This window comes from Pseudorhodobacter aquimaris (assembly GCF_001202025.1).
Lineage (GTDB): Bacteria > Pseudomonadota > Alphaproteobacteria > Rhodobacterales > Rhodobacteraceae > Pseudorhodobacter > Pseudorhodobacter aquimaris.
The window spans coordinates 273270-294894 of record NZ_LGHS01000076.1 but is presented as its reverse complement, the minus strand read 5'-3'; the positions used below and the strand labels follow the sequence as shown (position 1 = coordinate 294894).

22 protein-coding genes are annotated in these 21625 nt (G+C 58.4%); 1 reads left to right on the top strand and 21 read right to left on the bottom strand.

Features of this window, described 5'->3' with window-relative positions; genetic code table 11:
* Nucleotides 1–4: 4 nt before the first annotated feature.
* The 21 genes from AKU94_RS18255 to AKU94_RS18150 form a co-directional block, all read right to left on the bottom strand.
* Nucleotides 5–1543 carry an NADH-quinone oxidoreductase subunit M gene (locus AKU94_RS18255; protein WP_050528663.1) on the bottom strand — a complete coding sequence of 513 codons (1539 nt, stop codon included), beginning with the start codon at nt 1541–1543 and terminating at the stop codon, nt 5–7.
* Nucleotides 1543–3576: an NADH-quinone oxidoreductase subunit L gene (nuoL, locus tag AKU94_RS18250; RefSeq protein WP_050528662.1), complete on the bottom strand. Its 2034-nt coding sequence runs from the start codon at nt 3574–3576 to the stop codon at nt 1543–1545. The genes AKU94_RS18255 and nuoL overlap by 1 nt, the downstream gene beginning before the upstream one ends.
* A 4-nt stretch (nt 3577–3580) precedes the next feature.
* On the bottom strand, nt 3581–3886 hold the full coding sequence (gene nuoK, locus AKU94_RS18245) for an NADH-quinone oxidoreductase subunit NuoK (protein ID WP_050528661.1): 306 nt from the start codon (nt 3884–3886) through the stop codon (nt 3581–3583).
* An 81-nt stretch (nt 3887–3967) separates the two neighbouring features.
* The gene (locus AKU94_RS18240) at nt 3968–4582 is read right to left on the bottom strand and encodes an NADH-quinone oxidoreductase subunit J (RefSeq protein WP_050528660.1); all 615 of its coding nucleotides are present in this window, start codon (nt 4580–4582) and stop codon (nt 3968–3970) included.
* Nucleotides 4579–4989 carry a carboxymuconolactone decarboxylase family protein gene (locus AKU94_RS18235; protein WP_050528659.1) on the bottom strand — a complete coding sequence of 137 codons (411 nt, stop codon included), beginning with the start codon at nt 4987–4989 and terminating at the stop codon, nt 4579–4581. The genes AKU94_RS18240 and AKU94_RS18235 overlap by 4 nt, the downstream gene beginning before the upstream one ends.
* Nucleotides 4986–5489 carry an NADH-quinone oxidoreductase subunit NuoI gene (gene nuoI / locus AKU94_RS18230; protein WP_050528751.1) on the bottom strand — a complete coding sequence of 168 codons (504 nt, stop codon included), beginning with the start codon at nt 5487–5489 and terminating at the stop codon, nt 4986–4988. The genes AKU94_RS18235 and nuoI overlap by 4 nt, the downstream gene beginning before the upstream one ends.
* Nucleotides 5490–5491: 2 nt before the next feature.
* Entirely contained in the window at nt 5492–6529 is a 1038-nt protein-coding gene (gene nuoH, locus AKU94_RS18225) for an NADH-quinone oxidoreductase subunit NuoH (protein ID WP_050528658.1), read from the bottom strand.
* Nucleotides 6530–6569: 40 nt separating this feature from the next.
* A complete protein-coding gene (locus AKU94_RS18220; RefSeq protein ID WP_157056609.1) occupies nt 6570–6977 on the bottom strand; it encodes a hypothetical protein in 408 nt (135 codons plus the stop codon).
* Nucleotides 6978–6980: 3 nt separating this feature from the next.
* Complete coding sequence (nuoG, locus tag AKU94_RS18215) at nt 6981–9002, bottom strand: NADH-quinone oxidoreductase subunit NuoG (RefSeq protein ID WP_050528657.1); 2022 nt, start codon at nt 9000–9002, stop codon at nt 6981–6983.
* Between the two features lie 96 nt (nt 9003–9098).
* Complete coding sequence (locus tag AKU94_RS18210; protein WP_050528656.1) at nt 9099–9389, bottom strand: hypothetical protein; 291 nt, start codon at nt 9387–9389, stop codon at nt 9099–9101.
* Entirely contained in the window at nt 9386–10681 is a 1296-nt protein-coding gene (nuoF, locus tag AKU94_RS18205; RefSeq protein WP_050528655.1) for an NADH-quinone oxidoreductase subunit NuoF, read from the bottom strand. The genes AKU94_RS18210 and nuoF overlap by 4 nt, the downstream gene beginning before the upstream one ends.
* Before the next feature lie 9 nt (nt 10682–10690).
* On the bottom strand, nt 10691–10933 hold the full coding sequence (locus tag AKU94_RS18200; protein ID WP_050528654.1) for a DUF5337 domain-containing protein: 243 nt from the start codon (nt 10931–10933) through the stop codon (nt 10691–10693).
* 404 nt (nt 10934–11337) lie between these two features.
* Nucleotides 11338–12468 (bottom strand): NADH-quinone oxidoreductase subunit NuoE, encoded by a 1131-nt coding sequence (gene nuoE / locus AKU94_RS18190; protein ID WP_050528652.1) that lies wholly within the window; start codon nt 12466–12468, stop codon nt 11338–11340.
* Between the two features lie 127 nt (nt 12469–12595).
* Nucleotides 12596–13825, bottom strand: coding sequence for an NADH-quinone oxidoreductase subunit D (locus AKU94_RS18185; protein WP_050528651.1), 1230 nt, complete (start codon nt 13823–13825; stop codon nt 12596–12598).
* Nucleotides 13825–14436, bottom strand: a complete 612-nt coding sequence (locus tag AKU94_RS18180) for an NADH-quinone oxidoreductase subunit C (RefSeq protein WP_050528650.1) — start codon at nt 14434–14436, stop codon at nt 13825–13827. Before AKU94_RS18180 ends, AKU94_RS18185 begins: the two co-directional genes overlap by 1 nt.
* A gap of 12 nt (nt 14437–14448) precedes the next feature.
* Nucleotides 14449–14982, bottom strand: coding sequence for a NuoB/complex I 20 kDa subunit family protein (locus tag AKU94_RS18175; protein ID WP_050528649.1), 534 nt, complete (start codon nt 14980–14982; stop codon nt 14449–14451).
* Complete coding sequence (locus tag AKU94_RS18170) at nt 14973–15338, bottom strand: NADH-quinone oxidoreductase subunit A (protein WP_050528648.1); 366 nt, start codon at nt 15336–15338, stop codon at nt 14973–14975. The genes AKU94_RS18175 and AKU94_RS18170 overlap by 10 nt, the downstream gene beginning before the upstream one ends.
* Nucleotides 15339–15514: 176 nt before the next feature.
* Nucleotides 15515–16300, bottom strand: coding sequence for a crotonase/enoyl-CoA hydratase family protein (locus AKU94_RS18165; protein ID WP_050528647.1), 786 nt, complete (start codon nt 16298–16300; stop codon nt 15515–15517).
* Nucleotides 16297–17160, bottom strand: coding sequence for a hydroxymethylglutaryl-CoA lyase (locus AKU94_RS18160; RefSeq protein WP_050528646.1), 864 nt, complete (start codon nt 17158–17160; stop codon nt 16297–16299). The genes AKU94_RS18165 and AKU94_RS18160 overlap by 4 nt, the downstream gene beginning before the upstream one ends.
* Nucleotides 17157–19091, bottom strand: coding sequence for an ATP-binding protein (locus AKU94_RS18155; protein WP_050528645.1), 1935 nt, complete (start codon nt 19089–19091; stop codon nt 17157–17159). Before AKU94_RS18155 ends, AKU94_RS18160 begins: the two co-directional genes overlap by 4 nt.
* 75 nt (nt 19092–19166) lie before the next feature.
* Nucleotides 19167–20771: a carboxyl transferase domain-containing protein gene (locus AKU94_RS18150; protein WP_050528644.1), complete on the bottom strand. Its 1605-nt coding sequence runs from the start codon at nt 20769–20771 to the stop codon at nt 19167–19169.
* A 180-nt stretch (nt 20772–20951) separates the two neighbouring features.
* Between AKU94_RS18150 and AKU94_RS18145 the strand changes: the two genes are divergently transcribed.
* Nucleotides 20952–21551, top strand: a complete 600-nt coding sequence (locus AKU94_RS18145) for an OmpW/AlkL family protein (RefSeq protein WP_050528643.1) — start codon at nt 20952–20954, stop codon at nt 21549–21551.
* Nucleotides 21552–21625 lie beyond the last annotated feature (74 nt).

Genomic DNA, 21625 nt, shown 5'->3' with positions numbered 1-21625 from the left:
TCCCTCAATGAGTTGCCAGCTGCACATCACCCGTAACGGGGATGGCCGCCTGGTAGTCGGTCACAAGCGCATTTACCGAAGGACCGATGATATCGGTCACAAGGCTAGGATACACGCCCAAGAGCAAGGTCATTACGACCAACGGAGCAAAGATAAGGCGCTCGCGCGTGGTCATATCGGTAATGGATTTCAGGCTTTCCTTGATCAGATCGCCGAAAACCACCCGACGATAGAGCCACAAGCCGTAAGAGGCCGACAAGATCACGCCCGAAGCCGCCACAACCGCAACCCATGTGTTCACCTGGAAAACACCGACCAAGGTCAGGAATTCCCCGACAAAGCCCGAAGTGCCCGGAAGACCGACGTTGGCCATGGAAAAGAACATGAAGATCAGCGCGTAATGCGGCATCCGGTTTACCAAGCCGCCATAGGCGTCAATCTCACGGGTGTGCATCCGGTCGTATATCACCCCAACGCACATGAACAGCGCACCCGAGATAAATCCGTGGCTGATCATCTGGAAGATCGCACCGTCCACACCCTGCTGGTTGGCCGAGAAAATCCCCATCGTGACATAACCCATATGCGCCACCGAAGAATAGGCGATCAGCTTTTTCATATCGCTTTGTGCCAAGGCCACCAGCGAGGTGTAAACAATCGCGATCGCCGACATCCAGAGCACCAATGGGCTAAACAAATCCGCCCCGACCGGGAACATCGGCAAGCTGAACCGCAAGAACCCGTAGCCCCCCATCTTCAGCAAAATCGCAGCCAGAACGACCGAACCCGCCGTCGGCGCCTGAACGTGCGCATCGGGCAACCAGGTGTGCACTGGCCACATCGGCATTTTGACCGCAAAGCTGGCAAAAAACGCAAGGAACAGCAGTGTCTGCAAACCACCCACGATCTGGAACCCGGCAATCGACATCGTGTCAGAACCGAAGCTATGGGTCAGCAATGTCGGGATATCAGTGGTCCCAGCATCCGCATACATCGCGATCATCGCCACCAACATCAAAACCGACCCGAGGAAGGTATAGAGGAAGAACTTGAACGCGGCATAGATCCGCTCTTTGCCGCCCCAGATCCCGATAATCAGGAACATCGGAATAAGGCCCGCTTCGAAGAACAGATAGAAAAGCACCAGATCCAGCGCACAGAACACGCCAAGCATCAATGTTTCCAAAAGCAGGAAGGCGATCATATATTCCTTGACGCGGGTCTCTACCGTCCAGCAGGACGCAATGGTTATCGGCATCAGGAAGGTGGTCAACATCACGAACAGAACCGAAATCCCGTCGACGCCCATCTTATACTTCAGGCCCAAGATCCACTCATACTCTTCGACCATCTGGAAACCAGTGTCACCGGAGTTGAAGCTCGACAGGACAAAGAGCGAGATCAGGAAAGTCGCCGAAGTCGCAACCAAGGCCACCCATTTTGCATTTTTGCGCGCCGCAGCATCATCGCCCCGCAGGAAAAGCGCAAGTATGGCGGCGGCAACCGCCGGGATGAATGTGATGATGGAAAGGAGATTTTCCATTAGTGCGCGCCCCCCGAGAGCGTCATCCAGGTGACAAGGGCAACGATGCCCAGGACCATGGCGAATGCATAGTGAAAGATGTAACCGGACTGTGCGCGGCCTGCGAGGCGGGTCAGCATCGGGATAATCCCCAAGGCAAGCCCGTTTATGGTTCCGTCAATAACCTTCCCGTCGCCCTTCTTCCAGAGGAAGGCGCCAAACCATTTGGCCGGACGGACAAAGATCAGGTCATAAAGCTCGTCGAAATACCACTTGTTGAGCAAGAACAGGTAGAGCGGACGCTGTTGCTTGGCCAATGTGGCCGGCAAGCTCGGCTTGGCGATATAGAAAACCCAAGCCACGACAAAGCCAAGAATCATCGCCACGAAAGGCGAAACCTTTACCCAGGCAGGCACGTCATGTGCTTCATGGATCGTATGGTTTTCGGGCCCAAAGAATATCGCGCCTTGGGGGGCCACCGCGTGGGCAACCTCGCTCTGCGCTTCGCCCTCAGCGACCTCATGCTGGGCAACTTCCATGCCAAACCAGCTGTGGATCTTATCAAGATCGCCGAAGAAGGAGTTATACCACACCATCCCCGAGAACACGGCCCCAAGCGCCAGAACTCCAAGCGGGATCAGCATAACCTTTGGCGCCTCATGCGCATGATCATGTGTGTGCTTGTCGCCGCGCGCCTTACCAAAGAAGGTCAGGAACATCAGACGCCAGCTGTAGAAGCTGGTCATAAGCGCGGCAATAACCAACATCCAGAAAGCATAGCTGGAGCCGACAAAGGCGCTCTCAATCACGGCATCCTTGGATAGAAAACCCGCGAAACCGATATGGGTCAATGGGATACCGACCCCGGTTATGGCCAGCGTGCCGATCATCATTGCCCAGAAGGTCATCGGGATCTTCTTACGCAGCCCGCCATAGTTCCGCATGTCCTGCTCATGGTGCATCGAATAGATCACCGAGCCCGCGCCCAGAAACAGCATCGCCTTAAAGAAGGCGTGGGTAAAGAGGTGGAACATCGCCACCGGATAGGCACCAACACCGGCGGCCACGAACATATAGCCAAGCTGCGACATGGTCGAATAGGCGATCACGCGCTTAATATCGTTCTGAACCAGACCGATGGTCGCGGCGACAAAGGCCGTCGTTGCACCAAGGATGGTGATAAAGGCCAATGTATCGGGCGCATATTCAAAGATCGGCGACATCCGCACGACAAGAAACACACCGGCGGTCACCATGGTTGCCGCGTGGATCAGGGCCGAAACAGGCGTCGGACCTTCCATCGCGTCCGGCAACCATGTGTGCAAGAACAGCTGTGCCGATTTCCCCATCGCGCCGATAAATAGCAACATCGCAATTAGGTTGGCCGCGTTCCAATCCGTCCACAGGAAATGCAGATCGGTCTGTGCAAGAGTCGCCCCTGCCGCAAAGATATCATCCAGTCGAATGCTATCCGTCAGGAAGTACAGCGCCACAATCCCCAGAACAAAGCCGAAATCACCGACCCGGTTGACCACAAAGGCCTTGATCGCGGCGGCATTGGCTGTCGGTTTGCGATAGTAAAATCCGATCAGAAGATAAGAGGCAACGCCCACCCCTTCCCAACCAAAGAACATCTGCACAAGGTTGTCAGCCGTGACCAGCATCAACATCGCAAAGGTAAAGAAGGACAGGTAAGCAAAGAAGCGAGCCTTGTAATGCTCACGATCTGTCCAGTTGTGGTCATGCGCCATATAGCCAAAGCTATAAAGGTGCACCAGCGCAGAGACAGAGTTGACCACGACCAGCATAATAGCCGTCAGACGGTCCAGCCGGATACCCCATTCGGTAGAGAGCGAGCCGCTTTCAATCCAGCGCATAACCACGATGTGCTGAGTCTCGTCAAAGTGGCCAAGAAAGAGGATCCACGAAAAAAAGGCCGCTAGGAACACTAGGCCGGTGGTGATCACCTGGCCTGCGAACTCTCCGATCAAACGCCAGCCAAAGCCGCAGATCAGGGCGCCAACCAGGGGCGCAAAAAGGATGATCGTTGCCATCAGCTTAGCCTTTCATCACGTTGACATCTTCGACGTCGATAGAACCACGGGAGCGGAAGAAGGTGACAAGGATCGCAAGACCAATCGCCGCCTCTGCCGCGGCAACCGTCAGCACAAACATCGTAAAGATTTGCCCGACGAGGTCACCGTGAAAGGAAGAGAAAGCCACAAGATTGATGTTCACCGACAACAGCATCAATTCGATCGACATCAAGATGACGATCACGTTCTTCCGGTTCAGGAAGATGCCAAAAATCCCAACCACAAACAGGGCCGCAGCCACTGCCAGATAATGCTCTAGTCCTACCATCTTACGTCCCTCCGGGTCATTGCCCGATTTCTTCGTATTGTTTGGAGGGCGGATACCGCCCCCCGGCGACCGGATCGAGTATTAAAGCCCCTGCCCCGGTTTCACATCTTTCAACTCCATCGCCTTGGCCGGATCACGCCACATCTGGTGTAAGACGTTTTGACGTTTCACGTCCTTGCGGTGGCGCAGCGTCAGGGCAATCGCACCGATCATGGCAACCAGCAACACCATCCCCGCAAGTTGGAACAGCATCAGGTACTTGTCATAAAGCAGCAATCCGATTGCACGGGTGTTTTCCACCTGCGCCATATCAGGCGTCACGGCCTTGCGCAGTCCCATGGCACCATCCGCCTGAACCCAAGCGCCAACCCCAATCATAAGTTGCATCAAAAGCACAACGCCGATCAACAAGCCGATAGGCATATAGCGCGACATCTCGCCCTTGAGCTCAGAGAAATCGACATCAAGCATCATCACAACAAAGACGAACAGAACCGCCACCGCGCCAACATAGACGATGATCAAAAGCATCGCGACGAATTCAGCACCGAGCAGAACAAACAGCCCCGCAGAGGAGAGAAAAGCCAAGATCAACCACAGCACCGAATGCACCGGGTTGCGCGACACAGTCACCAACACCCCGGCAGCTACAGCCGTTAGGGCAAAGGCGTAAAAAGCCAGATCAGCGATGGTCATTTCTCTGTCTCCTCAGTCTCCGCAAAGACGGTCTGGGCAATTTCCAACGCCTTTTGCATGGCGGGCAAGCCGCCGAACATGCTCATCTGCCAGATCACCTCGGCGATCTCGCGCTTTGTGGCCCCTGCCGTGATGGCCTGCCGGATCGTCAGCCGCAACTGCGCATCGGCCTGCGCGCCAAGCACCGTCAGCGCGGCAATCGTCACCAGCAAACGGGTACGGGCATCAAGCCCGTCCGGGTTCATCGTCTTGCCAAACCACAGCTCCAGCATCTCGGGCGGCATCGACGGAAAGAGCTTCTCAAAGCCCTTCACATTCGCCCCCTCAAGCGCAGGTGCAAAGGCTTTGGCCATTTCCTGCCCCTGCTCCATCATGGATTTGACCATTTTTGCAAATTCATCAGTCATCTGTAGGGTGCATCCAATTCGAGGTTGCGGGCGATTTCCCCTTCCCAACGGTCACCGTTGGAAAGCAGCTTTTCCTTGTTGTAGAACAATTCTTCCCGCGTCTCGGTGGCATACTCGAAGTTCGGCCCCTCAACGATGGCATCCACCGGGCACGCCTCTTGGCAGAACCCGCAATAGATGCATTTGGTCATATCGATGTCATAGCGCGTGGTACGACGGCTGCCGTCATCGCGCGGCTCGGCATCGATTGTGATCGCCTGCGCGGGGCAAACGGCCTCGCACAGCTTACAGGCGATGCAACGTTCTTCACCATTTGCATAGCGGCGCAGCGCGTGTTCACCACGAAAACGCGGACTAAGCGGCCCTTTTTCATGCGGATAGTTCAACGTGCTTTTCGGCGCGAAGAAATATTTGAAGCCCAAGCCGAACCCTTTGACGAAATCCATCAAAAGGAAATATTTCGCGGCGCGGCCCCAATCTACCGGACGGTTCTCACCCATGATCAGCCCCCAATAACCCAGCGTGCCCAAAAGCCGCCAAGAATTTCAAATTTCGCAAGGAAAGCCACCAGCACAACCCAACCCAAAGACAGCGGCAGGAACACTTTCCAGCCAATGCGCATCAGCTGGTCATAGCGGTAGCGCGGCACGATGGCCTTCACCATAGCGAACATGATGAAGAAGAACGTCATCTTGCCCACCATCCACAGCACACCATCCGGCAAACCGGGGATCGGAGACAGCCAGCCGCCAAAGAACAGCAAGGACATCAGCGCGCACATCAGGAAGATGGCAATATATTCACCCGCCATGAACAACAGATAGGGCGTAGAGGAATATTCAACCATAAAGCCTGCAACCAGTTCCGATTCAGCCTCTGGCAGATCGAAGGGCGGGCGGTTGGTCTCAGCCAAGGCGCTGATAAAGAACAGGAAGACCATCGGGAAGTGCGGCAACCAGTACCAGTTGAACAACCCGAAATCACCGCGCTGTGCCTCAACGATCGCGCTGAAGTTCATCGAACCGGTGGAAATGATGATCCCGATGATGATCAACCCCAAGGAGACCTCATAGGAGATCATCTGCGCGGCAGAGCGGAGCGAGCCAAGGAAAGGATATTTGGAGTTGGACGCCCAGCCCCCCATGATCACGCCGTAAACTTCCAACGAAGAGATCGCGAAGACAAAGAGGATGGCCACGTTGATATTCGACAGAACCCAACCGTCACTGAAGGGGATCACGGCCCACATCAAAATGGCAAGTACGAAAGACAACATCGGTGCGAGAAAGAACACCGCGCGGTCCGCACCCGCGGGCACCACGATTTCCTTCACCACATATTTCAGCGCATCCGCAACAGATTGCAGAATGCCCCAAGCGCCCACCACGTTCGGGCCCCGCCGCATCTGAACGGCGGCCCAAACCTTACGGTCGCCATACACCAGAAACAGCAGCGAAATCATCACAAAGGCGATGACAAGAAGGCATTGTGCAACGATCAGCAATGTGATCCCCAAGCCCGTTTGCAGAAATTGATCCATGACGCCTTTTATCCTTCGGCCTTATTCGAGTTCGTCTTCGTCATATCGTCGGTATCCCCTGTTCGCCGCAATCGCGGACGGTGACTTCGGCATCGATTGTTGCCGACCCACGAGGAAGCTCTTTTGAGATGGTGTAAACCGCATCGCCGCGCCAATTACCACCCGTTTGTGCAATGGATGTGCGGACGTGCCGCGTAAATGACGCACCGCGGATCAATGCATATTGCGCCGCAGCACAACGTGCATAGGTATCCACATCCGACCGGTCCCGCGCACCCTTCATCGACACGTGGAAATTCACCAAGTCACCGTCCAGCAGCACCGTTTGAATGCCGCCATAAACCGGCTTAAACTCTGCGCGCGCCACATCATCCCCCCCTGACGGCACACAGGCCGACAGGCTGGCAATTGCCAGAACGCAGGGGGAAAGGGACGCGCGCAGGCTCATATCTTACTCCGCCGCCAAGGGCTTTGTGGACCGCGCCTTGGCAATCGCCGAAAGCTCCCCCATCAGGCTGGAAGCCCGTGCGATGGGATTGGTCAGATAGAAATCCGTGACCGCATAGCGGAAATCGGCATTGGCCGGGTCGCGCAATGGAATACGCTGCCATTCGTTCTCGGCCACCTCGTCGATGTTGCCCAGATGCGGAACCGCAGTCACGATCGCCTTGCGAAGGGTGGCAAGGCTATCCCATGGCAGGGCGTTGCCCATCTCACCCGACAATGCTCGCAAGATAGCCCAGTTTTCCTTGGCCTCGCCGGGCGCAAACCCTGCGCGGGCGGAAAGCTGTGGACGGCCTTCGGTATTGACGAAAAGCCCCGATTCCTCGGTATAGGCAGCGCCGGGCAAGATCAGATCCGCACGATGCGCGCCCCGATCGCCATGGCTGCCCTGATAGATCACAAAGGCACCGGGAGCGATTTCGACCTCATCCGCGCCAAGGTTATAGACAACATCAGCCCCGTCCAGAGCATCGGTCATCCCATGCTCGTTCACCGCACCGACATCCATCGCGCCAACGCGGCCCGCCGCCGTGTGCAAGATCATCAGCTTGCTGTCCGAGGCTTCTGCCATCGCCATCGCTTGCGACAGGATGGCCTCACCGTCTGCCTCGTTCAACGCGCCCATGCCGAGGATGATAATCGATGGGTTTTCCTTGACCTTATCGGAGCATTTGGTTTTCGCCAGCTCCATCAAAGCCGCGCGGCCATTGCCCTTATGCGCATAGTCATAGGTCAGATCAACGGCCGGGCCGACCAGATCAACATCGCAACCATTGGTCCAGGCCTTGCGGATGCGGGCATTCAAAACCGGGCTTTCGACACGTGGGTTGCTGCCGATCAACAAGACATATTTGGCCTCGTCGATATCCTCGATGCTTGCCGTCCCGACATAGGCAGAGCGGTTGCCTGCGGGCAGCTTGGCCTTATCGGTGCGGCATTCGACCTTGCCGCCCATCCCTTCGATCAGGGTTTTCAGAGAAAACGCAGCCTCAACCGGCACCAGATCACCGACCAGACCGGCGACCTTCTTGCCCTTCATCGCGGCAGATGCAGCCTTGAGTGCCTCATCCCAGCCCGCTTTGCGCAAGCGACCGTTTTCACGGATATAAGGCGTATCAAGACGCTGACGGCGCAGACCGTCCCAAACGAAACGGGTCTTATCGGAAATCCATTCCTCATTCACGCCGTCATGGTTGCGCGGCAAAATGCGCATCACTTCGCGGCCCTTGGTATCCACGCGGATATTGGCCCCAAGCGCATCCATCACGTCGATGGTCTCTGTCTTGGTCAATTCCCAAGGCCGCGCGGTAAAGGCATAGGGCTTGGAGGTCAGCGCACCAACCGGGCAAAGGTCGATGATATTGCCCTGCAGGTTGCTGTCGAGCGTGGCACCCAGATAGGTGGTGATCTCGGCATCCTCACCGCGGCCGGTTTGGCCCATGGTCAGGATCCCGGCCACCTCAGAGGTGAAGCGCACACAACGTGTGCAGGAAATACAACGCGTCATGGTGGTGGACACCAGCGGCCCAAGATCAAGGTTCTCGCTCGCGCGCTTTGGTTCGCGGAAACGGCTGAAGTCGACACCGTAGGCCATCGCCTGATCTTGCAAGTCGCATTCGCCACCCTGATCGCAGATCGGGCAATCAAGCGGGTGGTTGATCAGCAAGAACTCCATCACGCCTTCGCGCGCCTTTTTGACCATCGGGCTGTTGGTCTTGACCACAGGGGGCTGGCCCTCAGGTCCGGGGCGCAAATCCTTGACCTGCATCGCACAAGAGGCCGTAGGCTTGGGCGGACCGCCAACAACCTCGACCAGACACATGCGGCAATTGCCCGCAATCGTCAGCCGCTCATGGTAGCAAAAGCGCGGGATCTCAATCCCAGCCAAATCAGCTGCCTGGATAAGGGTCATGGCCGGATCAACCTCGACCTCGATGCCGTCAATGATGATTTTCTTGAGGTTGGACATGCCTTTACTCCGCCATCCGCTGTGCTGGTGCCGGAAGTCCCCGGTCAGCGCTGTTCATTTCCGGCCTTTGGCCAGTATCATTTCTGCTCTTCGCCATCACGCGCAGCCCTCCACAATCAACCAAGTACTGCCCTGAAAGCGGTCCTTGATAGAGGTCTTGGCGCGGGTGACACAAAAACGGTCCGCCGCGCGCCGCGCCTCCTGGCCTTCCCAATTCTCGAACGGACGCCCGATACGGGAAACTTCAACCGCCCCCGTCGGCCGTTTGGCCACGTCATAGCTGACCCCGTCCAGCACAATCGGCGCCCGCGGCAAGGGGGGCACGGATGTCGCACAGGCCGAAAGCACAAGCGCGCAAACTGTCAGGGGAAAGCCGGGGTGCATCATTCTGCTGCCATCGCCCCCATGCGGCCAGTCTTTTGCGCCTTGATCCGGTCCTCGATCTCTTCGCGGAAATGCCGCACGAGACCCTGGATAGGCCAAGCCGCCGCATCGCCAAGTGCACAAATAGTGTGGCCTTCGACCTGTTTGGTCACATCAAGCAGCATGTCGATTTCCTCGACCTCTGCCTCACCACGCACAAGCCGGTCCATGACCCGCATCATCCAGCCTGTGCCTTCGCGGCAGGGCGTACACTGGCCACAGGATTCGTGTTTGTAAAACGCCGACAAGCGCCAGATCGCCTTGATCACATCGGTAGACTGATCCATGACGATCACTGCCGCCGTGCCAAGGCCCGACTTCTGCTCTCGCAGCCAGTCGAAATCCATGATCGCATCCCCGCATTGATCCGCGTTCAACAGCGGCACCGAAGAACCGCCCGGAATAACCGCCTTGATGTTTTTCCAGCCGCCGCGCACGCCGCCACAGTGACGGTCCAGCAACTCACGCAGCGGGATCGACATGGATTCCTCAACCACACAAGGATTTACCACATGGCCGGAAATCCCGAACAGCTTGGTCCCCGCATTGTTAGGCCGCCCGAAGGAGGTAAACCACTCCGGCCCGCGCCGAAGGATCGTGGGAACAACCGCGATGGATTCGACGTTGTTCACCGTGGTCGGGCAACCATAAAGACCGGCCCCCGCAGGGAATGGCGGCTTCATCCGCGGCATGCCCTTTTTGCCCTCAAGGCTTTCCAACAGCGCGGTTTCCTCACCACAGATATAGGCCCCTGCCCCGTGGTGCAGATAGAGGTCGAAATCCCAACCAGATTTGGCGGCATTCTTACCCAAAAGCCCCGCATCATAGCATTCGTCGATCGCGGCCTGAAGCGCCTCACGCTCACGGATGTATTCACCGCGCAGATAGATATAGCAGGCATGTGCCCCCATCGCAAAAGAGGCAATCAGCGCCCCTTCGATCAGGGTGTGCGGATCATGACGCATGATCTCGCGGTCTTTACAGGTGCCTGGCTCGGATTCGTCGGCATTGATCACCAGATAGGACGGGCGTCCGTCGCTTTCCTTGGGCATGAAGGACCACTTCAACCCGGTGGGAAAGCCCGCGCCACCACGACCGCGAAGCCCCGAAGCCTTGACCTGATCCACCAGCCAGCCGCGCCCCTGTTGGATAAAACCCGCAGTTCCATCCCAATGGCCGCGCTTCTTCGCACCAGCAAGGGAGCGGTCATGCATCCCGTAAAGATTGGTAAAGATCCGATCCTGATCTTTCAGCATGTCATGCCCTCAATTATTCCCGGAGGAGGATTTGTTCCGCCGCCAGATCCGATAAGTTACAACCATCGTCCAAAAGAACGCGGCCAATGCGGCCAAGTCGAACAGAAAGACAAAGCGTGCCTCCCAGCCGAAGTGACCCCCGATCCATTGCGCGCCAAGCCAACACGCCATCGTGGCAACCAAAACAACCGCCACCATCCGTGAGTCGCGTGCGTTCTGGATATCAGCTTTTCTGGGTTGGGTTTTGGTCATCTCACGCCCCCCCCGCCCATGCCGACAGGTTTCGAAAACCCTGTGCTTATACCCGTTGCCAAACCTTGTACCAAAACCACCCCTGCCGCAGCCAAGCGATGAAGGCCACGCTGCAAAACAGCCAATTTGCGGCCTGAGCCGATCATCTGCCTAAGATCATCGGCGGCGATAAGAGGCGTCGCTGCCAACGGTGGCATATGTTGCGACACCACCCTTTGCCCAATCCGAAACGCCCGAGCCAAGAACAAACAGGCCGCAACAGCGCAAATCAAACCAAGCATAAAGGTGCGAAAAAGAAACGCCACCAACAGGCCAAAGCCTGTCCCCATAGCCCAGCACATGCCGGTACAGGTATAGATGTGTGGTTTCTTTTGCATTCCAACCTTCCTTAGACCCTACAGCCGTTAACCGTCACTCCCTTTATCAGCCCGACGCGAAAACTCTGTCTCTCCGCCTTTGGCCAAAATCTTCGCTTGTGCGACCCAAGTATCCCGCGTCACCCGTCCCTTGAAACCCTCCAGGTTCTCATCGACCCAAGCGACCTGTTCCGCGGTCCAATTCGCAATCTGGTCAAAGTGATAAAACCCAAGACTGTTACACAAGGTTTCCAGCTTTGGCCCGATCCCCTTGATCAGCTTAAGGTCATCGGCCTTGCCATCCCGCGCTGCAGTCAGCCCCTCGGGCTTGACCGCGACAACAGGCTTCTCATCTGCCTGTGGTGGACGCGCTTTTTTGACCGCATCCGTATTGGCAGCCTTATCCGAGGCCGCCTCTTGCGCCTCGGTCATCGGCTTATCCGTAACCTCGGCGGGCTGATCCGCGCTTGATTTTCCCAGCCAAGGGGTCAGGATCGGAACCTCGGCCCCGTCGATCCGCTTGACAGTATCGCCGATATCAACGGCGGCCTGCGCGCTTGCATTATAGGGTTTGCGCCCGGCCTCATATTCCTTGAGGCTGGTTAGCCCACCCAACGGCTCTGCGGCATAGCGACCGTTTTGCGGGCCGGGTACTGGCACTTCGCCCTTGGAGAAGCGGGCGATCAGATCACGCAGGCTGTCAGCGGTCAGATCCTCATAATAATCTTTGCCGATCTGCGCCATAGGCGCATTGCTGCACGCGCCAAGACATTCGACCTCTTCCCAGCTGAACTTGCCATCCGCTGAAACCGTATGCGGTTTTTCCGCGATCAGCTCTTTACAGACCGCAACCAAATCCTCTGCCCCGCAAATCATGCAGGACGTGGTGCCGCAAATCTGGATGTTCGCAATGGTGCCGCGCGGCTCCAGCTTGAACATGAAGTAAAACGTCGCAACCTCAAGACCGCGAATGAAGGGCATATCCAGCATATCGCAAACATATTCGATCGCAGGCCGAGTCAACCAGCCTTCCTGCTCATGCGCACGCCAGAAAAGCGGGATGATGGCAGATGCCTGGCGCCCTTCCGGGTATTTTGAGATCTGTGCCTCGGCCCAGGTCTGGTTCGCCGGTGTAAACGCGAAATGGCTGGGTTGTTCTTTGTGCAGACGGCGTAGCATCAGGCGGCTCCGTTCGAAATCATGGCAACAGAATATTTAGGACTGAGGGCAACGCTAGATCTTTGGCACGCCCAAGCCGCCGATCCGGCAGCCAAGGCAAACCCAAGGGAGGCCAGATAGAACAGCATCAACGGTCAATCTCCCCGAACACGACATCCATAGTTCCGATAATCGCGGCGACATCGGCCAATTGGTGGCCTTTGCACATGTGATCCATCGCCTGAAGGTGCAAAAAGCCCGGCGCACGGATCTTGGCGCGGTAGGGTTTATTGGTGCCATCCGCCACCAGATAGACGCCAAATTCACCCTTGGGGGCCTCAACAGCAGCGTAAACCTCACCCGCGGGCACATGGAAGCCTTCGGTATAAAGTTTGAAGTGGTGGATAAGCGCCTCCATCGAGGTTTTCATCTCACTGCGCTTTGGTGGCGTGATCTTACCACGCGCCAGCACGTCACCCGGCTCATTGCGCAGCTTTTCGACGGCCTGACGGATGATCGAGGTGCTTTCGCGCATTTCCTGCATCCGGCACAAATAGCGGTCATAGCAATCGCCATTCTTGCCAACCGGAATTTTGAAGTCGAATTCATCATAGCATTCATAGGGCTGCGCGCGACGCAAATCCCATGCAAGGCCGGAACCGCGCACCATGACGCCCGAGAAACCCCAATCGAGGATCTCTTGCTCCGATACCACGCCAATATCGGCGTTGCGCTGTTTGAAAATCCGGTTTTCCGACAGCAACCCGTCGATATCATCCAGAACACGCGGGAAGTCCTGTGCCCAAGTGTCGATATCCTCGATCAACGCGGGCGGTAGATCCTGATGAACACCGCCGGGGCGGAAATAGGCGGCGTGCAGACGCGCACCGCACGCCCGCTCATAGAATACCATCAGCTTTTCACGTTCCTCAAAACCCCAAAGCGGCGGGGTCAGCGCGCCGACGTCCATTGCCTGCGTGGTCACGTTCAAAAGGTGGTTCAACACACGGCCGATTTCAGAAAACAAGACGCGGATAAGCTGGGCACGACGCGGAACCTCGACGCCCGTCAGCTTTTCGATGGCCAAGCACCAGGCATGCTCCTGATTCATCGGCGCCACATAGTCGAGCCGGTCGAAATAGGGCAGATTCTGTAGGTAGGTCCGGCTTTCCATCAGTTTTTCGGTGCCACGGTGAAGCAGGCCGATATGCGGATCGCAACGCTCTACAATCTCGCCATCCAGTTCAAGCACCAGACGCAAAACGCCGTGGGCCGCAGGGTGCTGCGGGCCGAAGTTCAGGTTGAAATTACGGATCTTCTGCTCGCCCGTCAGCGCATCATGAGAGCCGTCATCATAGGTGTGAATGTCGCCGTCCATCACTTCGCCCCTTCTTTCTTCTCATCACCCGGAAGCACATATTGCGCACCTTCCCATGGCGACATGAAATCAAACTGGCGGTATTCCTGCACCAGCTTGACAGGCTCATAAATCACGCGCTTTTGCGCCTCGTCATAGCGTACCTCGGTATAACCCGTGGTCGGGAAATCCTTGCGCAGCGGGTGGCCGCGGAAACCGTAGTCGGTCAAAATGCGGCGCAGGTCGGGATGGCCCGAAAACAAGATGCCGAACATGTCGAAAACTTCACGCTCAAACCAATTGGCCGAAGGGTAAAGCGAGGTGATAGAAGGCACCATCTCATCCTCACGCACCGACATTTTTACGCGGATACGCTGGTTTTGATACATCGACAAGAAGTGATAGACCACGTCAAACCGCGCAACGCCCCGTGTAGGGTAATCCACCGCAGTGATATCAACCAATGTCGAGAAACGGCAGCTCGCGTCCGTTTTCAGGTAATCCACAAAGGCCAGCAACGCCGAGGGCTGAATGGTAACCGTCAACTCATCATGCAACAGCTCGGTCGATACGATGTCATCCGCGTGGCGCAACTCCAGACGGGCGGCCAGTTCTGTCAGGGCTTCGATCATCTCTGTCACTCCTTAACGAACCAGCGTGCCGGTGCGGCGAATTTTGCGCTGCAACTGCAAGATGCCATAAAGCAAGGCCTCAGCCGAGGGCGGGCAGCCGGGAACGTAGATATCCACCGGAACGATACGGTCACACCCGCGCACCACCGAATAGCTGTAGTGGTAATAGCCGCCGCCATTGGCACAAGACCCCATGGAGATCACATAGCGCGGCTCGGGCATCTGGTCATAGACCTTGCGCAGCGCGGGCGCCATCTTGTTGGTCAGCGTACCGGCAACGATCATCACATCCGACTGGCGGGGTGAGGCGCGGGGCGCGAAACCGAAACGCTCGGCGTCATAGCGCGGCATCGCGGTGTGCATCATCTCAACCGCGCAGCACGCCAGACCGAATGTCATCCAGTGCAAGGACCCTGTCCGCGCCCAGTTGATGATATCCTCGGTCGAGGTCAGCAGGAAACCCTTGTCCTGCAACTCTGCGTTCAGCGCCTGGGTGGACACGTCAAGGTCTGCCCCTGCGGTATTTGCACCGGCCATCACTCCCATTCGAGCGCCCCCTTCTTCCATTCATAAGCAAAACCAACCGTCAGGACGGCCAAGAAAACCATCATCGACCAGAAGGCCGTCATCGAGATTTCACCAAACGCCACGGCCCAAGGGAACAAGAACGCCACCTCAAGGTCAAAAATGATGAACAGGATCGACACAAGATAGAACCGGACATCAAACTTCATCCGCGCATCGTCAAAAGCGTTGAATCCGCACTCATAGGCCGACACTTTTTCCGGGTCCGGATTGCGCACCGCAAGAATGACGGCCGCCAAAAGCAACACCAATCCCAAGCCAACGGCAATTGCCAATAAAATGATGATGGGCAGATATTCCCGAAGAAGGTGGTCCACGAAGATGCTCCTATCGCTGGCTGCACGCAGGCTTCTGCCACCAAGGGGCAGAGGACTCTCTATTCATCATGTACTCCGCCCCCTTGACGGGGTCAACCGAAGGCGAAGGGAAAACAGGTGAAAATGCGGGCAAATACACCCGACAAAAATAGTAAGTTATATGTGTAATTCAGGGTTTAGCGGGCCCATCCCGGCTTCTCCTTGGCAAAGAAGGCCGCGACCCCCTCAGCGCTTTCGGGGCTTTCCCAACGGGTGACAAGGGCGGCGATGCTAGCCTCTATTTGTGCGGGGCCGCTGGTGGATGAAAGCGTGGCAATAAGGGCCTTTGCCTCAGCCACGGCACCAGGGGCGCAAGACAAATAAGGCCTTACTTCAGCTTCAATCGCGGCGTCCAGATCATCGGGGGCAACAGCCCGCGCCAAGAGATCAAGCGCCACCGCTTCTTGCGCGTCAAACAGGCGGGCCGAGGCAAAGACCCTGCGCGCCTTGGCCGCACCCATTCTGGCCACCACATAGGGGCCGATGGTCGCAGGGATCAGGCCCAGACGGGTTTCGGTCAGTCCAAAGCGCGCCCCCGCCGCGCCGATGGCCACATCACAGACCGACATCATTCCCACACCGCCGCCATAAGCCTGTCCGTGAACACGCCCGATCAGGGGTTTGGGCAATGTATCAAGGGCGGCCAGCATCATCGCCAGCTTGCGTGCCTCGGCGGCGCGAGTCGGACCGTCGGCACCCATCTGTTCCTGCATCCACGCCAGATCGCCACCGGCGCAAAAGCTGTCACCCTCGGCGGCAAGCACCACCACGCGCACGGCGCTGTCTGCCGCCAGAACGCCCGCAGCCTCGGTCAGCTCGGCGATCATCAGGGCCGAAAGGGCATTGCGCTTTTCAGGGCGCGCCAGTGTCAGCCTGGCCACACCGCGCGTGTCGGTTTCAATACGAATGGTTTGATATGTCATGCCTGTTCCCCCTGCCCGCGCATCGCGCGCGCCATTGTTGCGGCTTGCGCCAATAGCCCGGTGTCCAAAGCGCAATCATAGCCATTTTCGGCCAGATAGGCGGCCACCGCCTCGGTCGCGACGTTACCTGCGGCACCGGGCGCATAGGGGCACCCGCCAAGCCCGCCCACGGCCGCATCAAACACCCGTAAGCCGCGCGCCAGCGAGGCACCAATGTTCTCCAGCGCCCGCCCGTTGGTGTCATGGTAATGCCCTGCCAGCCTTTCGGCGGGCAAAGCGTCCAGCACCGCCGCCAGCATGGCGTCGATTGTGTCGGGCGTGCCTTGGCCGATGGTATCGCCGAGGCTGACCTCATGACAGCCCATATCGCGCAGGGCCGCCACCACCCGCGCCACCGCAGCGGGGGCAACCGGCCCGTCAAAGGGGCAATCCGTGACACAGGAAACATAACCGCGCAGGGCGATCCCGTCCCGTTTCGCAGCCTCGGCCACGGGCGCAAAGCGTTCAAGGCTTTCGGCGATGGTCGCATTCAGGTTGGCCTTGGAGAACCCCTCCGAGGCAGAGGCGAAAATCGCCACCTCATCCGCGCGAGCGGCGCGGGCGGCCTCATAGCCCTTCATGTTGGGGGTCAGCGCGCCATAGATCACCCCCGACGCGCGGGTGATCTGCGCCATCACCTCGGCGCTACCGGCCATTTGCGGCACCCATTTGGGCGAGACAAAACTTGCCACCTCTATCCGGCGAAAGCCTGCACGCGACAACAGATCAATCAGCGCGACCTTTTCCGCGGTCGGGATCAGCCGTGCCTCGTTTTGCAACCCGTCGCGCGGGCCGACCTCATAGATCTCGACAAAGCTCATGCCTCCTCCTCCAGCAAGATCAACGCAGCGCCGGCCTCAACCTGCGCGCCCTCAACGGCGAGGACCTCAGCCACGATGCCATCGCGGGCGGCGGTCAGGGTGTGCTCCATCTTCATTGCTTCGAGGATACACAGCCGGTCGCCGGCCGTCACCGTCTGACCTGCCCCCACAAACACCGCTTTCACCAAGCCCGGCATCGGAGACAAGGTCGCATTGCCCGAACCCGCCCCCGCCGCGGCCCGCGCCAAAAGGTCAACCGGCGTAAAGATAAAGGCACCCTCGGGGGCAAAGACCGTTACCGTCGCCCCTGTTTTCTGTGCGGGGATCATCGGCGCGCCGTCGATCCGCCAAAGCCCCGCGCGGCGCGTGGCCAGATGGGCAGCATCCCCTAGCGTGACACGGGCCGCATCGGGGCCAAGCGGTTCCACCGTGGCATCAATCTGTGCGCCCTCATGCATCAGGGCGACCGCGTGACACAAAGGTGCCCATTGGGTAAAGCCCGAAAGCGCATCATCCGTCAGATCGGCCGCGACCAAAGCCGCCAATGCCTTGATCGGGCCGCTTGCGGCGGGGGCAGCAACCAGCGCCTCCAGATCACGCTCAATCAGGCCGGTATCCACATCGCCCTTGGCAAAGCCCGCATGGCGCGACAAGGCCCCTAGAAAGGCAAGGTTGGTAACAGAGCCCGCCACCTGCGTTTGCCCCAAGGCCCGTGACAGCTGTGACAAAGCCACCGCGCGGGTCGGGCCATGGACGATGATCTTGGCGATCATCGGGTCATACCACGGGCTGATGCTATCGCCCTGACGCACGCCGCTGTCGCTGCGGGCATTGGGAGGAAAGGCCAGATGATCGAGCCTGCCTGTCGCGGGCAAGAACCCTGCGGGCACATCCTCGGCATAAAGGCGGGCCTCAAAGGCGTGGCCGTTGATGGTCAGATCCTCTTGGCGCAGGGGCAGGCTCTCGCCGCTGGCCACGCGCAGCTGCCATTCGACCAGATCGACGCCGGTGATGGCCTCGGTCACGGGATGCTCAACCTGCAGACGTGTGTTCATCTCCATGAACCAGAACCGGTCCGCGCGCAGACCCTCGCTGGCGTCCACGATAAATTCGATCGTGCCCGCACCTTTATAGCCGATCGCCCGCGCTGCCTTGACCGCCGCATCGCCCATCGCCTGACGCATATCCTCGGGCATATCGGGGGCCGGCGCCTCTTCGATCACCTTCTGGTGGCGGCGTTGGAGCGAGCAATCGCGTTCAAAGAGATGCACCGCATCGGAGCCATCGCCAAAGACCTGCACCTCGATATGGCGCGGCTTTTCAACATATTTTTCAATCAGCACCGCATCATTGCCAAAGGCGGTTGCCGCCTCTCCCTTGGCGCTGGCAAGCGCATCGGCGAAATCCGCAGGGGTGGCGACCTTGCGCATGCCCTTGCCACCGCCGCCCGCCACGGCCTTGATCAGCACCGGATAGGTGATCTTATCGGCCTCGGACGCCAGAACGGCAGGGTCCTGATTTTCACCCAAATAGCCGGGCACCACGGGAACGCCCGCTGCCTCCATCAGCTTTTTGGCGGCATCTTTCAGCCCCATCGCGCGGATCGCCTTGGCCGAGGGACCGATAAAGGTCAGGCCAGCCCCCTCAACCGCATCAACGAAATCGGGGTTTTCCGACAGAAAGCCATAGCCCGGATGGATCGCCTGCGCGCCCGTGGCCAAGGCGGCCGCAATAATCGCATCGCCGCGCAAATAGCTGTCGCGCGGGGCAGGACCGCCGATATGCACGGCCTCATCTGCTTGGGCCACATGTTTAGCGAGCCGGTCCGCGTCGGAATAAACCGCAACCGTGGACACGCCCAGCTTTTGCGCGGTTTCCATGATGCGGCAGGCGATTTCGCCGCGATTGGCAATCAGAATTTTATCAAACATCTCTACGTCCATTTCTTGGGAGAGCGCCGGGGGCCAGCCCTTGGCCCCCGAGATTAAATTGGCACAAGGCCCGACCTACATGCGGAAGATGCCGAATTTGGTCGGCTCTATCGGGGCATTCAGCGCGGCGGTCAGTGACAGCGACAGAATCTGACGCGTCTTGCGCGGGTCGATGATCCCGTCATCCCAAAGCCGCGCCGCGGCGTAAAGCGGGTGGGATTGTTCCTCGAACATATCGATCGTGGGCTGTTTGAAGGCGGCCTCCTCGGCCTCGGACCAAGTGCCGCCTGCGCGTTCGATCCCGTCACGCTTGACGGTTGCCAAGACGCCCGCGGCCTGCGGGCCACCCATCACCGAGATGCGCGAATTCGGCCATGTCCACAAGAAACGCGGCGAATAGGCGCGACCGGCCATGCCGTAGTTGCCCGCGCCAAAAGAGCCGCCGACCAGCATGGTCACCTTGGGCACATTGGTCGTGGCCACCGCCGTCACCAGCTTGGCGCCGTGGCGGGCGATGCCCTCATTCTCATATTTGCGGCCCACCATAAAGCCGGTGATATTTTGCAAGAACACCAGCGGGATATTGCGCTGACTGCACAGCTCTACGAAATGCGCGCCTTTGACGGCGGCCTCGGAAAACAGCACGCCGTTATTGGCGATAATCCCGACGGGACAGCCGTTGATATGGGCAAAGCCCGTGACCAGCGTTTCGCCAAAGCGTGCCTTGAATTCGTCAAAGCGCGAACCATCCACCACACGGGCGATCAACTCCCGGATGTCATAGGGGGTGCGCAGGTCGGCCGGGACAAGGCCGAGGATTTCCTCGGGGTCATAGGCCGGTTCCTCGGCGGGTTGCCACTGCACCGAAGTGGGCAGAACCGCATTCAGGTTGCCAACCGCCCGCCGCGCAAGGGCCAGCGCATGGGCGTCATCCTCGGCCAGATAATCGGCCACGCCGGACAGACGCGTATGGACATCGCCGCCGCCCAGATCCTCGGCGCTGACGACCTCGCCGGTGGCGGCCTTGACCAAGGGGGGACCGGCCAAAAAGATCGTGCCCTGTTCGCGCACGATGATCGTCACATCCGACATGGCCGGCACATAGGCCCCCCCCGCCGTACAAGAGCCCATGACCACGGCGATCTGGGCAATCCCCTTGGCCGACATGCGCGCCTGATTGTAAAAGATACGACCAAAGTGATCGCGGTCGGGGAACACCTCATCCTGATTGGGCAGGTTGGCCCCGCCCGAATCCACAAGATAGACGCAAGGTAGATGGTTTTCCTCGGCGATCTCTTGGGCGCGCAGGTGCTTTTTCACCGTCATCGGATAATAGGTGCCGCCCTTTACCGTTGCATCATTGCAGACCACCATCACATCGCGGCCCATCACCCGGCCAATGCCCGCAATCACCCCCGCGCCCGGTGCCGCACCGCCATAAAGCCCATGCGCCGCCGTGGCCCCTATTTCCAGAAACGGCGAGCCGGGATCCAGCAGGTTGGCCACCCGTTCACGCGGCGGCATTTTTCCGCGCCCGATATGGCGGGCCATGGATTTTTCACCGCCCCCCGCCGCGGCCAATTGCGCGGCCTGTGCAACGGTTTCCAACATCTCAAGATGCGCCGCACGGTTGCTTTTGGCCGCATCGGTATTGGGAAGAAAAGTAGAGTTCAGTTTCATCTTGTCAATCCTGTCAAACTTTATCTAGGCGGCGAAACGGGAGGGGCAGTTTATGTTCTGGCTCAAGGCCTTATGCGCCATAATGTCGCGGGTCGCGATGAAATTAGATTGATCCAGATCATGGCTAGGACTCGACCCGATATGAAAAACTGGCCGCGCATTAAAAAAGAGAGAACACCTATGAAAACCCTCGCTATAGCCCTGATGACCACCGCGGCCCTTGCGGCCCCTGCCTTTGCCCAATCCCAGGGCGATATGACCTTGGGGCTTGGTATCGGCTATGTGGAGCCGAAATCCGACAATGGCACGCTTGCGGGCGGGGCGACCACGATTGACGGCAATGTGCGCCCCACGGTCACATTTGAATATTTCGTCCGTGACAACCTCGGCATCGAGGTTCTGGCCGCCCTGCCCTTCAAACATGACATCAACATCGGTGGCAGCAAGATCGGCACGACCAAACATCTGCCGCCAACCGTTTCCTTGAATTACCACTTCCCCACAGGTGGCGCGTTCAAACCCTTTGCCGGTGTCGGCATCAACTACACCACCTTCTTTGAGGACCGCACCGATCTGGGTGGTGGCGAGCTCAAGATCGACGACAGCTGGGGCCTTGCCGCCCATGTCGGCGTCGATTACGCGATCAGCGAGAAAGCCGCCCTGCGGATGGATCTGCGCTATATCGATATTGACAGCGACGTCTATCTTGACGGTGCCAAAATCGGTGAGGTTGAGGTCGACCCCGTTGTCTTCGGTGTCTCTTACGTCATGAAATTCTGACCGCTCCCTCGGTTGGATAGGTGCGAGAGGCTGCGGGCATGGTCCGCAGCCTTTTTTCATGACGCATTTCTGGC